Raw genomic sequence first — 15,207 nt, forward strand, 5'->3', positions numbered from 1 at the left:
TTTTTTTCATTGAAAACTTAGTGCGTTAAGATATTCATTAATCATAAAACAGGAATTATGGTAGATCCATTACTAAGTGAGAACCACATTGAGAGTACGGCAATTATCAAAAAGAGGAACCCGACCAGGCCCCGCATCGGCGTTTTTGGCGTGGGCTATTACAAGTACTGGAGCCAGTTTGACGGCCTGCTCGAAGATATGCTCAGAAAACAGGCCGTTTTTATCGAGAAAATACAGGCTGGTTCCCAGGCCGAAGTGGTGGATTTCGGGTTGATTGATCATGTGCAAAAAGCTTACGACCTCGTTCCGAGGCTGAATGCCGCTAATCTGGACCTGATCTTTTGCGACATGGTTACCTATGCAACTTCCAACACTTTCGGCGTGGTGATCAGGAGCATTCATGTACCCATTGTGCTGGTGGCATTGCAGCCCGACCAGGCCATGGATTACTCGCGGGCCTCTACCTATATGCAGCTTTACAACGACGATATCTGCTCCCTTCCAGAGTTTGCCGGCGTAGCTGCCAGGATGGGCAAAAAAGTACCGGATATGATCATCGGAACTTTGTACGACGACCCTTTTGCCGATGCCGAAATTGAAGAATATTGCCGCATCGCCGCCGTCTTGCACGATCTGAAAACCGCCCGCATCGGCCACATCGGGCATCCGATCGAGGCCATGCTGGATATGCATTCCGATTCCACCATGCTCACCGCCCATTTCGGGGCGCACATTGTGCAATGCGAAGCACATGAAATTGTGACGCAATACCAGAAATCCACGCGTGACGAGATCGAGCCGGTCAAAGAACGGATCCTCGATTTCTTCGACACGCCGGACCCCGTTTCGGACCCCATTTCCGAGAAACTGCGGGATTCGGACCTGGAAATTGCGGCCCGGGTGACGGTGGCCTTGGAAAAATTCATTGAGGAAAAAAAGCTGACCGGCCTCGCCTATTATTACGAGGGCCCGGAAAACAGCGAAACCAGGACGGTGATGTCCAACCTCATCGTCGGCAATTCGCTGCTGACCGGCGCAGGTTTCCCGATGTGCGGGGAGTCGGACCTGAAAACCTGTTTCGCGATGCTCATTATGGAACGTTTAGGCATTGGCGGTAGCTTCGCAGAGTTCCACCCGGTCGATTTCCGGGAAGGCTTTGTGCTTGTGGGCCACGACGGGCCGCATAATGTGGCCATTGCCCAGGGAAAACCCGTTTTGCGCAGCCTCACCAAGTACCACGGAAAGCCCGGATTTGGCGCAGGTGTAGAGTTTAAAATCAAGGAAGGACCTATTACGATGCTGAGTATCAACTCTACTTACGATGGAAAATTCAAATTTGTGATCGCTGAGGGTCAGTCTGTTGAGGGCCCGATCCCTCCTACCGGCAACACCAATACACGCGGCTATTTCAAGCCGGACGTCCGCACTTTTCTGCAACGATGGATGAAAGAAGGCCCCACCCATCACTTTGCACTGGGCGTCGGGCACCACGCTAGCACATTACAAAAAATCGCCAACTACCTAAACCTGGAATCCGTCATTATCAAAGAATAAACCATTGATCCTGAACCCTTAATCATTTAACTACTCACCCTAACCATTTGCCTTTCCCCGGAGAAACCCGCTTTCCCCGACAGTCCCCCTATTGAAAAAACCCAAACCCAAATAACCAAAATCAATGTATGAAACACATTTTATACCAGAAGCTGTCGCCCTGGACCATGGGCGCAATGCTGTGTTTATGTTTTTGCTGTCATAGCCTGTTTGCGCAGACCAGGATTACCGTCACCGGGAAAATCATTGCAGACAACGACAAGGCACCTTTGATCGGCGCGACGATTACCGAAAAAGGGACAACAAACGGCACCTCGTCGGACGTAGAGGGCAATTATAAGCTCGCGGTCGCCAAAGGGGCCACGATCGTGGTCAGTTTTATTGGCTACATCCCGCAGGAGGTGCCTGTCGACAACCGTTCCGCCATTGATATTACCCTCCTCGCCGACCAACAGCAATTGCAGGACGTGGTGGTGGTGGGATATGGTACCCAGAAGAAATCGACTTTGACTGGCGCAGTCAGCTCGATCAAGGCGGAGGATATCATCAAGGCTCCTACCGGCAATGCGACCAATAGCCTCACAGGCAGGATGCCGGGTGTTTTTGTGGTGCAACGCAGCGGAAAACCAGGGGATAACCAGGCCGATATCTTCATCCGGGGCCGCGCCACTACAGGCGACAGTTCGCCGTTGATTATTGTGGATGGTGCTGAAAGACAATCATTTGGAGATATCGATCCCAATGAAATTGAAACTGTTTCGGTATTGAAGGATGCGTCGGCTACTGCTTTATTTGGTATCAAAGGCGGTAACGGCGTAATCCTGATCACTACGAAAGTGGGTAAGGAAGGAAAACCGCGGATCAGCTACACAGGTAATGTAGCGGTGCAAACCTACACAAGCCTGCCTAAAATCCTTAACGCGTTTACCAGCGCAAGTCTGCTGAACGAGGCCAATGCCAATGTGGGCAAAGCCCCGGCGTTCACCGACGCGGAACTGCAAAAATTCAAAGACCATTCGGACCCGTACAAGTACCCGGATTTCAACTGGTTCGACTACATCATGCGTAAATATTATCCCCAGACGCAGCACAACCTCAACGTTTCGGGGGGCACCAAAATCGCCAAATACTTTGTATCAGTGGGTTATCTTTTTGAAGACGGTATCCTCAAAAAATTTGACAATCCTTACGGCTATTCCACCACGCCCAAATACGACCGCTACAATTTCCGCTCCAATGTGGACTTAACTTTGAGCAAAGACCTGACCGTGTCCGTAAAGCTGGGCGGAAGACTGGAAGAACGGTACGCCCCCGCCGCAGCGGCCTTCTACGCCAATGCGGAAATCGAGTACCTTTTATCAAGAATCAACGGGATACCTGCCTACGCTTACCCGCCGACCTTGCCCGACGGGCGTTTTATGGAAAACCCCAATGCCGGCGTGAACCTCACCAATCCATTGGGCTGGATCAGCCGCTCGGGTTACTATATCCAGCAAAACAATTCCATCGAAAGCACGCTGGCGCTAAACTATGACCTGCACAAGGTTTTAGAGGGCCTTTCATTCAAAACGCAATATGCGTACGATGCCTATTTTATCGCCAACAGAAGGCAGGCGGGCACTTTTACTTCTTACAGTATCAATAAACAAACCGACCAGATTGTCAAAGGAAACAGCTCTTTCAGCGATTCGGATACGCCGCTCGGGCCGATCACCGCGACTTATGACGGCACGATCAGCTATAACCTGCAAAGCAGCCTCAATTATGCCCGCGGTTTTGGCAATCACAATGTTTCTGCCCTGGCACTGTTCCAGCGTCAGGCACGCCGGGTAATTGGCGCCCAGCCTGCTTATGCTTCGCAGGGGATCGTGGCGCGTGTTACCTACAATTACCAGGACAAATATTTCGCCGAGTTCAACGGTGCTTACAATGGGTCCGAAAACTTTGCATCCGGCAAGCGATATGGTTTCTTTCCAGCCGTTTCCGCTGGCTGGACGGTCAGCAAGGAGCATTTTATGAGCAACGTCAACTGGCTGAGCTACCTCAAATTCAGGGGCTCGTACGGTCGGATCGGTTTTGACAAAATCGGCGGAAACCGTTTTCTGTACCTCGACGAATACAGCCGGAATACGCTGGCTTACGAAGGCGCCTCCAACTTACCCCTGACGGCCAAGCCCAATACTGCCGCCCAATTCGGATACCCGACGGCCATCAATACCTACCCTGTCGTTACGCACTCGCGCATTGGCAATCCCAATATCACCTGGGAAACTTCCACCAAAAGGAACATCGGATTTGAGAGCAGTTTCCTCAACGATATGTTTTCTCTCAACTTCGACCTGTTTGACGAAACGCGTACCAATATCCTGCTGAACCGCCAATCGGGTCTCACAACTTATGGTGAGGCTTATCCGAGCGTCAATTACGGGGAAGTTTACAACCACGGCTACGAAGTGGAGCTGCGTCACCAGCGGCGGGTCGGAAATTTGGGATATGGGTTTAATGCGCAGGTTAGTTTTGCAAGGAATAAAATCAAAAACCTGGACGAGCCGGTGGGCCGCCCTGCTTACCAGAAATCGGCCGGTTACCAGATCGGTCAGTACCGGGGCTATGTGACGGACGGTTTTTACCAATCGCAGGACGATATCAACGCCTATATCCCCAATCTCCTCGGCAAGCCGATTCCAGGTGATCTGAAATTCAAGGACATCAATGGCGACGGTAAGATCTCGACGGACGACATTACGCCGATCGGTTATTCCAATGTTCCTGAATATTCGTACAGCTTCGAGCCTAATGTCAGTTTCAAGGGCTTCTCCCTTTCGGTGATGTTCCAGGGTGTTGCACACGTGAGTTCGGACATTCAGTTTGACCAGCGCAACCTGAGCAGCAACCAGATGTACGAAAACATGCTCGGCAGGTGGACGCCCGCGACAGCTTCCACTGCCACCTGGCCGTCTTTGCAACCCGCTGTCGGAGGAAACTTCATGAGCTATTCCACCAACGATTTTCTGCTGACCAATGCACGTTATCTCAAAATCAGGAATGCCCAGATTGCCTATAAGATCCCCTCGGCGATCGTGAAGAAAGTGGGAGTGAAAGGCATCCGCGTTTTTGCGTCGGGCCAAAATCTCGTGACCTGGACAAAAGTGCTTTACCGAGATCCCGAGAATTTCCAGCGCCGTGCGCCTCAGGCAGCCTACAACGTCTACCCTACTTCGCGTCTTTTCAATTTAGGCATCAACATTGATTTCTAATCATTTAGCAAGAAACGATCATGAAAAAACATACCACCTGGCTACTGTTCGGCACCCTCTTTTTCTTTGCCGGCTGTAACGACAAATTTCTGAACGTCGCCCCGGATGTCGCACTCAACGATGCCAAAGTTTTTGGCGATCCCGTGCTGGCAGCACAGTTTGCTGACAATGCATATAGCTTTCTGCCCGACGATTATTTGAGGTTCAACGAAGGAAACGGCGTGGCCCAGGCTTCGGACGAGGCCGTCGGGATTGACGTCACCAATCCAATGCTGTACACTCTGATGAAAGGGTTATATCACGACCATTCCGCTTTTACTACGCTGGCTGTCAATGATATTTCCGGCATTTACGACCGCTGCTATGCGGGAATCAGGGTTGTGAATAAAATGCTGGCGCGCATCGATGAAGTGAAATGGAGACCCGACCAGGATCCGCAAAGGATCAAAGGCGAAATGTATTACCTGCGCGCATTCATGTATTTCGAGCTGATCAAAAGATTTGGCGGCGTGGTGCTCATCGACCGGGCTTACGAAGCCAGCGAGGACATTGACCTCCCGCGGAACACCTACGAGGAATGCGTGAATTTTATATTGAGCGACATTGCGCAGGCCGTGTCACTGTTACCCATTGAACACGACGCCGCCAACTACGGAAGGCCAACCATCGGTGCGGCCAGGGCATTGAAAAGCCGCACTTTGCTTTACGCGGCAAGCACGCTCAACAATCCCACGAGCGACCCGGCCAAATGGAAAGCAGCGGCAGATGCGGCCAAAGAAGTAATGGCCATGAACAAATACAAGCTGCATCCCAAATACGAAGAGATCGTCTCCCCATCCGGCAACGGTACCATCGACGAATACATTCTGATCAAGATCAAAGCGCCGCGGAGCTTTAACTGGGCGATCCAGGCCGTGATGTCGCCGGGATCGGGAGGCAGGATCGGGACTTATAACCCTACTCAAAATCACGTGGACCTTTATGAAATGAACAATGGCCTGCCGATCACCGATCCCAAGTCGGGCTACAATCCCGCAGATCCCTACAAGAACCGCGACCCGCGTTTTTATGCCAATATCCTTTACAACGACGCACCCTGGCAGGACAGGAGACTGCAAATGTGGGATGGCGGCGCGGATTACAGTTCGTCCAGCTCGGCCTACACCGCTACCCGCTACTATTCCAGAAAAATGTGGCCGGAAGTGTATAAAACGCCAGGTACCCAGACCGCCTTTGTGAACTTCATCTTTTTCAGGTACGGCGAAATACTGCTCAATTACGCGGAAGCCCAGAATGAGGCGGCCGGCCCCGATGCCACCGTATACGATGCCATCAACCAGCTCAGAACGCGGGCCGGTATGCCCAATCTGCCGACAGGTTTGACCAAAGATCAGATGCGAGCGCGAATTTACAATGAACGCGCCGTGGAACTGGCTTTCGAAGACAACCGCTGGTATGATATCATGCGCTGGAAAAAAGGCAAGGAACTGGTTGCACAGAAAATGTACGCCATGAACGTCGTGAAAAACGCGGACGGCACCTTCACTTATTCCAAAGTAGAACTGGCCAGCTCGTTCCAGCGCGTTTATGAAGACCATATGCATTTGTACCCCATTCCCAGAAATGAGATACAGAAAAGCACGAAGCTGCTCCAAAATCCGGGCTGGTAACCTTTTAACCCTAGACTTATGAAAATCTTTAAAATCATGCTCAGGACATGCATCCTGATGCTCACCCTGGCCGCGAAAGTATCGGCCCAGGACGAAAAACCGGTCACCCTGGCCGGGCTCGTAGAAGACAGCAACCACCAGCCTATACCTGGTGTAAACATATCCATCCAGGAAAAAAATACGGAAACCGTTTCCGACGCGGACGGCAAATTCCTGGTTACGGTCGTGAAAGGCGATGTATTGATCTTTGACAAAAAAGACTACCTCACCACCTACCATACCGTGGCGGAAAACAAAGGGATCATCAAAGTCCAGGTGGCCAGAAGCCTGCCTTATGCCGGGATGAACGATGATGTCAACATTCCTTTCGGTGTCCGCAAAAGCCGGGAGATCAATGGCGCTGTTTCCGCCTTGAAGGCGTCCGGATTGCCACAGATCCCTTCCAGCTCACTCACCAACCTTTTTGCCGGACAGCTCCCCGGACTGAACGTATGGCAGACCGGCACCTTGCCGGGCCGCGACGAAACCACGATCGTGATCAGAAACAGGGCATCGTTTGCAGGGACCAATACGCCGCTGGTTTTGGTGGACGGCGTCGTGCGCGATTTTTCGGATATGGATTTAAATGAGATCGAATCCATCACCACCCTGAAAGACGCTGCTTCCCTGGCCTGGTACGGCAACCGCGCAGCGAACGGCGTGCTGCTGATCACCACCAAACGCGGCAGCGCCGACAAAACGCGTTTCACCTACGATATGCAGATCGGTACCCAGCAACCCACCGTGCTGGCCAAACCCCTCGAGTCCTTTACCTACGGAACCCTCTATAACCGCGCTTTGAAAAACGATGGCTTCGGTCCGTTGTATCCGCAGGAGGCATTGGACGGGTACAAAAACGGGACGGACCCTTACCGTTACCCGAACAACAATTTTGTGAAGGAGTTTTTTAAAGAAAATGCATTGGTGCAGCGGCACGTGCTGAGCGCCTCGGGCGGTTCCAAGGCAGTACGTTACTTTACAAATCTGAGTTATTTCAATCAGGGTGGCCTTTTTAACCATACCGACTCTCCGCTGTTTAACTCCAATGTGGGTTACCGGCGCTACAACCTGCGCACCAACCTCGACATCCAGGTAACCCCGCTACTGACGGTCCAGCTGGATATGGGCGGGCGGATCGAGGACCGCCGCGAACCGGGAAGCACCAGCGCTACTTTTCTGAGCACGGTCTTCAATACGCCTTCCAATGCATTCCCGCTGACCAACGAAGACGGCTCATTTGGCGGCAGTAATTTATTCAGGAGCAATCCATTGGCCCAGCTCCGCGCGCAGGGAAACCGGAGCGAAGTCACCAGGGTATTGCAGGGAACCCTCAATGCCAATCACAAGCTCGATTTCTGGCTGAAAGGTTTGAGCGCCAATGTGTTTTACACATTCGACATCCAGGGCAGGTACCTAAGCGGCCGCAGCCAGGATTACGAAGTGTACGAACGCGGAACGAATGGAACGCTCACACGCTTCGGAACGCAGACGCCACTGGGGTACCTGGCCGCCACCTTTGCCGACAACATCCGCACCAATGAATTCTGGACGGGTTTTGATTACAACCGCAGTTTCGGCAAGCATGAAGTGAAGGTAACTACGCGGTACCAGCAGGCCGTCACATTCAATCCCACGAGGTTACAGGATAAAAGACAAGGCTTTTCAGGAAGGGTTTCGTATGCTTTCAACAACCGGTACTATGCCGACTTGGTGGCGAGCTACACCGGTGCCGACAACTATATGCCCGGAAAACAATTCGGGTTTTTCCCGGCAATCGCGGCGGGCTGGGTGATCTCGGAAGAAGCATTTTTAAAAAATGTGACCGCATTGAACTATCTGAAAATGAGAGCCGCTTACGGAAAAGCCGGAAACAATTCTACCGGCGAAACCAGCAAATTCCCGTATGCATATCTGTACAGCCCGACCAATGGAAGCTACGCATTCGGCACCAGCTTTGCGGCACAGGCGGGCGCATCGGAAAGCACCCTGCCCAATCCCGACATTACCTGGGAAACAGCGTACAAAACGGATATTGGCCTGGATGCCCAGTTTTTCAAAAACCGCGTTTCCCTCTCCGCCAATTACTTCAACGAAAACCGGAAAAACATCCTGACCGTGCCTACCTATCCCTCGATTCTGGGACAAAGCACTTACCGGATCAATGACGGAGAAACCAGGCTGCACGGCTTTGAAGGAATGGTTGATTTTACCCAGAAATTCGGCGAAGTGACCTTATCGCTAGGCGGAAATTATACCTACGCCAAAAACAAGATCCTGCGCATCAACGAATCGGCCGGCTTGGCGGATTATCAGAAACAAGCAGGGCACAGCATTGGAACGGTGACGGATTTTGGCAAGCTGATGCTGATCTCGGACGGTATTTTCCAGTCGCAGGCGGAGATCGACAACAGCCCTGTGCAGCGTTTCGCGGGAAAATTGCAGCCGGGAGATATCAAATACAAGGATGTAAACGGCGATAAAGTGATCGACAACTACGACCGTGTCATGACCGATTTCAGCGATACACCCAACGCTTACTACGGCTTTCACGTCGGCGCCAGATACCGATCGTTTGATTTTTCATTGATCGGCCAGGGTGTGAGCGGTCGTACCATTCAGGTGCGGACGCTGGTCACGCAGGGTTCCAATAATACGGGTTATATCAACCAGTTCAGTACCGATGCATGGACGGAGGCCAATCCTTCCGCCCCCTATCCAAGGCTCGGTATTTCCGATCGCGGGAATAACATTGCGGACTCCGATTTCTGGCTTCGCTCGGGCGACTATCTACGGATCAAATCGCTCGAACTGGGTTATACCATACCAGAATCCCTGTCCAGCCGATTGAATATCAGAAGTCTGCGCATTTACCTCAACGGTTTCAATCTGTTCAGTTTTGATAAAATCCATGCGGATGTTGATCCGGAAATGCCTTTTGCAGGATACAATTCCTACCCCTATGTGCGCACGCTTACCGCGGGCCTGAACCTCAAATTCTGATCTTAAAATCTAAACCCAATGAAAAGATTATCCCATATCCTCTTTGCCGCAGTACTGATTTTGACTGCTTCTTGCAAGGAATCGCGATTTCTGGAATTTGACTACTTCGATGGCCCGCTCACCGGAGACCAGTATTGGAACCTGAACGCCTCGGCGCGCGGGCAACTCAACCGGGGGTATACCTTTTTGCAGGAAGGCTACAACCGGTACAATGGCGCAATGCTGGCCGCCGGGTCCGACGAGGCGGTCAACTCCAACCTCAATTCTTCCATTAACATTTTTAACAATGGCACATGGAGCTCGCTGCGGACGCTGGACGATAACTATGCGATCAATTACAATGGGTTGCGCCAGGTGAACGTGTTCCTGGAAAACAGCTTTCGCGCCAATATTATCCCGCTGACCGATGTGCCCAGGCTTAGGGGCGAAGCGTTTTTCCTCAGGGCTTATTTTCACTTTGAGTTATGGAAAAGATATGGCGGTATCGTGATCGCCGACCGGGTTTTCGAAACAACGGATAACCTGGACCTTCCCCGAAATACATCCGAAGAAACATTGGCGCAGATCCTGAAAGATTGCGACTCGGCGGCCGTGAAGCTGCCTTTGTCGCCGGTTCAATACGGGGCAGGCGACAAAGGCCGGGCTACCAAAGCAGCAGCCTGGGCACTCAAATCCCGTGCATTGCTGTACGCAGCAAGCCCGCTCAACAACACGTCCAATTCGATCGCACTTTGGCAAAAAGCGGCCGCCGCATCCAAAGAGCTCATCGATTCCAAAGCACACGCGCTGCTGGCCAATTATCCGGATATCTTCAATTTCACCACCGCGCCTTACAATGCTGAAGTCATTTTTGCAACGGCCGCCAATTTGCGGAACGACATCGAGATCAACAACGCGCCGATCAGCTACAATGGCGCTTCCGGGCTCACCAACCCTACTCAGGAACTGGTCGATGCTTATGAAATGAAAACGGGGCTGCCCATTACCGATCCGGCTTCCGGTTACAATCCCAAAGCGCCTTACCTGAACCGGGATCCGAGGCTTGCATGGTCGGTGATTTACAATGGTTCGATGTTCAAAGGCACGGCCGTGAATACGACGGTCGGCGGAAAAGATGGACTGGACAAGAGTATAAATGCCACCAAAACCGGCTATTACATGCGGAAGTTTCTAAGCGAATCGGCGAGCTGGAACCAGACGACCAATGCAACCGTCCGCCGGCCCTGGGTGATTTTCAGGTATGCCGAAATATTGCTGAACTATGCGGAAGCGCAAAACGAAGCCGCCGGCCCCGACGCCACGGTGTATGACGCGATCAACCAGGTACGCAGGCGCGCAGGCATGCCGGAGTTGGCGGCAGGCTTGTCCAAAGACCAGATGCGCTCGAAGATCCGGAACGAAAGGCGCGTGGAACTGGCATTTGAAGAACACCGCTTTTTTGATGTAAGGCGCTGGAAAACAGGAGAAATTGACTTGAGAAAACCGGTTACGGGCATGCGGATCACCGCCAGAGATTCAACGAATACGTACGAACGTTTCGTCGTAGAAACCCGGATCTTCAATGAACGAATGTACCGTTATCCGATTCCTCAGACGGAGATCAACAACACGACCAAATTACAGCAGAACCCTGGGTACTAAACATGAAAATATTACTCCCTTTTCTTGCCATTCTGCTTCTCCCCGGATTCCGGGAAAAAGCCTCCCCGATTGCCCGGGAAACGCGTTTGCGGGTTTATAATGATTCGATTTTGTCGAATGATTTTCTGGGCGTGAACGGGGTATATCACGGGTTCGCCTTGATGGAGGACACGGATATTGCGCCGATGACGAAGGAGCAGCGGGAGGTGGAGTTTGGGCGGGTAAAGGCGATGGACCTCAAAATAGCCCGTACCTGGTACCGGCCCGACTGGGCTTGCGGCCCCGATCTGTACAATGATTTTAATTGGGAGTCAAAACGGATGAAGTCGTTCTATTCCTGGCTGGATAAAATGAAGGAACTGAATGTGGACGTTGCTTTGCAGGCGGGCTGGTGGTTTACCCGGGATACTTACCACAATACGAAAGTCCCCGCCGAGCATACCGCGCCGGATCCGGCGAAAGATCCGGCGCGGTATGCCGAGTGGGTCAATGAATCTGTTTATCAGTTGGTTAAAGTAAGGGGTTATACCAACATCAAATACCTGGTTCTTTTTACGGAGCCATTGAATTACAGGTCCGGAACGATCCCTGACGGATTTACGGAACCAGATTATTACGACAAAGTGTGCACCGAAATTCACAGCCGGTTGACGCAGTCCCATCTTCGCGCGGCGGTAAAGCTCATCGGTCCCAATAGCGGCAGCACCGATACTGCTGCCTACGTCGGCTGGGCGGCGGGCCGGATGAACGACGTCATCGATATCTATAGTTGGCATAGTTACAATGGAAAGCAGTTCAACACCAACCCGCCTTTGGAGTACGACGGCTGGAAACAGATTGCCGAGGTAGGAAAGGAAAAGATCAAACGTACCGGAAAGCCTTTCTGGATCGATGAATACGGGGCCAGCAAGCCGGATGAAACCATGCGTTTCAGGCCGGATTACGGTAATTACCTCGCTCAATGCGTCGCGGCTTTCATCCATTCGGGAGCACAGACTTCGCTGCTATGGATACTATTCGATCAAAAATACCCTGCCTCCAGAACGACCAATAAGGACAGTTTTTACAATGGCGTGCACCGCTGGGGACTCACCAGATCTTTTCAGGACAATGTGACCCACCCAGGCGAGCCGTATCCGTCCTGGTATGCGTTCAGTATGATGAGCAAATACCTCGGCGGGCGAACGGAAACCAGCACATTTAAGACGAAGTCCGCTGATAGTCTCTACGTTGTCGCCACACAGCCATTGGGAAAAGAAATATCCGTAATGGTCGTCAACAGCGCGCATCATTCGAGGAAATTTTCAGTTCAGTTTTCAAAAGAAGTGCATGCAACATTGAACCGGTGCATGTACGATCCGGGCAAGATCGTGGTGCCCAAAGACCTTAATATCCTACATTTCGACAAAAAATTCAATAAGTCTTCGGACGGATTTCAGGATGAAATTCCGGCCCGCGGAGTCGCCATTTATACCAGTTTAAACCAGTAAATTTTCGCTTAGTCTATTCCTGAACTTATGAAAGTAAAATACGCATTGTTGAGCCTGCTGTATATGCTTGCGTTTTCGATCCAGCTGGTGGCGCAAAATGAACTGGGGACGCTCAAAGGCAAGAATTTCAATAACATCACGCTGGAAGTTTCTTTAAAGCCTTTCAAGAAAAACGATAAGGACTACATCCGGAAGGTCGCCAGAGAAATGTTCGTCCAATGGCATTCCATGCTGCGCCATACCGATACCGTTTCGGTGATGCTCTGGACCAGCGACGGCTCCGAAATCCTGGATTACAAGGGTTCCCCCGATCAGCCGCTAGAATGGGCACAGTATATGGGCAACCCCAACACGGAGCACGCCGTAAACTCCGGCCCCAAGGAACTGTCGATCCATGAACGCGCATACCTGTACCTCGACAATCCGCCCAAATTCACTTACGGCGATCTGAAATTCATTGTGCAAACTTTGAAAGAAGAAGGCGCGAAAGCGACCGGCAAGCCGATCCGCGTCGGCGAGACTTTCGACCCCGGCCCCGAGTTTGCAAAATCCGATTTTAAATATCAAAAACACCGCGAGATACTCGGCGGGAGTGCAATGGGCCATCATACGATGGTCAGCTGCTACTCGGTACTGAATGCCGACAGTGAATCTTATGCCGGTTTTCCCAAAGGAATTCCGGCCAATACGCCGTTCGGAACGTTCCTGGGACGACAGAGCAAGCACTTTTTGAAGGATATGGGTTTCGATTTCATCTGGCTCAGCAATGGATTTGGGTACGGTGTTGAAGGCTGGTCGTCGACCGGCGCTATTTTCGATGGGAAAGGGTTTGACCAGGCCAAACTGGAAGAAACCAAGTCGAAAATCGCCGATTTCTGGAAGTTTTTCCGTGCAGAAAACCCGGATGTGCAGATTCAGACTAGGGGTACCAACCTCTCGGCAGGATCGGACCTGGCGCGGGACGGCGTGAATCTGAAAGCGATTTACAAAGACAAAAATATCCTTCCGCCGCCTAATTCGCCCTGGGCCGCATTGGACGGGGACTTCGGCCTGGAAATGGTGGGTTATATGTCCCGCATGGCCGAATTGCCCGATGAACGGTTCCTTTTCAGGTTTTACACCCACGATCCCTGGTGGCTCAACAGTCCCTGGCTGGATCGCTACGGCCGGGAAGCGCACGACATTTATTTGCCTATGTCGGTTTCGCGGATCAATCGAAAAGGCGAAGTGAAGATCCCGTCGCATCTCAGCTTCCTCAGCATCGACGACACGCATGGAGACATGCCCACGCAGGTACCCGACGAGGTGACGCCGCATATCCTCAAAGCCCGGTACGATGCCCCCACGGCACCCGGCCCGCTGGTTTGGGTTTACCCGTTTGACGAATACCACGATTGGGCCTACAAATTCAAGGACCGGCTGCCCGAAATCTATTACGGCGACTGGCTGATCCGGCAGGCGATCAACAATGGGTTTCCCCTGAACACCGTGATTTCCACAGGTTCTTTTCAAAGTGTGATCAAAAATAAACCGTCGTTTTTCAAGGAATCGGTCCTGGTGACCACCGTGCCCGATCCGGGTTCGGAGATGGAAAAATCGCTGATCGCTTTTGTTCAATCGGGTGGTAAAATGATGGTATATGGCCCGGCCGATCACGCGGGACAAGCATTTCTTGACTTGCTGAACCTTAAAAACACCACGGCGCTGGAAGGTGATTTTCAGGTAGCTACCCGCTATGCCGGGGATATCCTCTCAACCAAATATCCAAGTACGGTTCATCACAACGCTTTGTTTTCAGGTGGCGGCATTGCCACTCAAATCGGTAATCGTCAGGATAGAAACACAAAACCGCTGGCGCAGATGGTGCAGGGAGGGCAATCGCGGGATGTTGCCTGGGTGCGGGAACTGGCAGAGTGGAAGGGCGGAAAGGCCGTGTATGTGAGGGGCACCAATTCAAGCAGGTTCAATGGAGGCAAGCTGCTCAACCCGGATGATCCATCCAAACTTTTCACAGGCCCGCTTTTGCTGCGTTATGCATTGGCCGAATTCGGGTTGGACTGTGTCATCGAAAAAGATGATCCATCCGTCAAAAACCCTGTGCTGACGATTTCCAGGAGCAACAATGCGTTCATTTTTTCCGGCTACAATCCCAACAGTACAATCACGCACCGTTTCAAATTCCCGCAAGGCGCTCCCTTGCTTCTGGGATTGGAAACCAAGCTGGACCAGGGGAATGCTGTTTACACATTACCTACTTCCTGGAATCGGGAATCCAGGATTTTTGTGGAACAAAACGACGGAATTGTTTCTTATAAAGAGCTTCACTCGGGCCAGAAAGACATTAACAAACGCTTCCAGGTTACAGGTTTAAAAAACGCCACGGTCCGGATCTATGCAGGTGACGGCATATCATTGGAAAAATTCAACGCCTATCTCAATGCAGGTTATCCCTGGAAAACCGGGAAGATCGCGGCCAAACAAGGCGACGAGAAGTGGGGGAAACATTTTGTGGTTGAGCATATGACAGGTAGCCTCACCGTATCCTGGTAAACGAAA

7 protein-coding genes are annotated in these 15,207 nt (G+C 51.7%); all 7 read left to right on the top strand.

Features of this window, described 5'->3' with window-relative positions:
* Positions 1-57: 57 nt before the first annotated feature.
* The 7 genes from AC1XUF_RS28380 (at position 58) to AC1XUF_RS28410 (ending at position 15,201) form a co-directional block, all read left to right on the top strand.
* The gene (locus AC1XUF_RS28380; RefSeq protein WP_483345248.1) at positions 58-1,554 is read left to right on the top strand and encodes an L-fucose/L-arabinose isomerase family protein; all 1,497 of its coding nucleotides are present in this window, start codon (positions 58-60) and stop codon (positions 1,552-1,554) included.
* Positions 1,555-1,682: 128 nt separating this feature from the next.
* On the top strand, positions 1,683-4,811 hold the full coding sequence (locus AC1XUF_RS28385; protein ID WP_483345249.1) for a SusC/RagA family TonB-linked outer membrane protein: 3,129 nt from the start codon (positions 1,683-1,685) through the stop codon (positions 4,809-4,811).
* 20 nt (positions 4,812-4,831) lie between these two features.
* Complete coding sequence (locus AC1XUF_RS28390; RefSeq protein WP_483345250.1) at positions 4,832-6,481, top strand: RagB/SusD family nutrient uptake outer membrane protein; 1,650 nt, start codon at positions 4,832-4,834, stop codon at positions 6,479-6,481.
* Between the two features lie 18 nt (positions 6,482-6,499).
* Entirely contained in the window at positions 6,500-9,520 is a 3,021-nt protein-coding gene (locus AC1XUF_RS28395; protein WP_483345251.1) for a SusC/RagA family TonB-linked outer membrane protein, read from the top strand.
* Positions 9,521-9,538: 18 nt separating this feature from the next.
* Entirely contained in the window at positions 9,539-11,161 is a 1,623-nt protein-coding gene (locus AC1XUF_RS28400) for a RagB/SusD family nutrient uptake outer membrane protein (protein ID WP_483345252.1), read from the top strand.
* Positions 11,162-11,163: 2 nt separating this feature from the next.
* Positions 11,164-12,651, top strand: coding sequence for a glycoside hydrolase 5 family protein (locus AC1XUF_RS28405; RefSeq protein ID WP_483345253.1), 1,488 nt, complete (start codon positions 11,164-11,166; stop codon positions 12,649-12,651).
* 27 nt (positions 12,652-12,678) lie between these two features.
* Positions 12,679-15,201, top strand: coding sequence for a hypothetical protein (locus AC1XUF_RS28410; protein WP_483345254.1), 2,523 nt, complete (start codon positions 12,679-12,681; stop codon positions 15,199-15,201).
* Positions 15,202-15,207 lie beyond the last annotated feature (6 nt).

The sequence above is a fragment of the Dyadobacter sp. HNCC25DJ185 genome, assembly GCF_056895195.1.

Coding starts and splice junctions, on each gene's coding strand:
- AC1XUF_RS28385 (WP_483345249.1), top strand. CDS start 1,683: ATGAAACACATTTTATACCAGAAGCTGTCGCCCTGGACCATGGGCGCA.
- AC1XUF_RS28400 (WP_483345252.1), top strand. CDS start 9,539: ATGAAAAGATTATCCCATATCCTCTTTGCCGCAGTACTGATTTTGACT.
- AC1XUF_RS28410 (WP_483345254.1), top strand. CDS start 12,679: ATGAAAGTAAAATACGCATTGTTGAGCCTGCTGTATATGCTTGCGTTT.
- AC1XUF_RS28405 (WP_483345253.1), top strand. CDS start 11,164: ATGAAAATATTACTCCCTTTTCTTGCCATTCTGCTTCTCCCCGGATTC.
- AC1XUF_RS28395 (WP_483345251.1), top strand. CDS start 6,500: ATGAAAATCTTTAAAATCATGCTCAGGACATGCATCCTGATGCTCACC.
- AC1XUF_RS28380 (WP_483345248.1), top strand. CDS start 58: ATGGTAGATCCATTACTAAGTGAGAACCACATTGAGAGTACGGCAATT.
- AC1XUF_RS28390 (WP_483345250.1), top strand. CDS start 4,832: ATGAAAAAACATACCACCTGGCTACTGTTCGGCACCCTCTTTTTCTTT.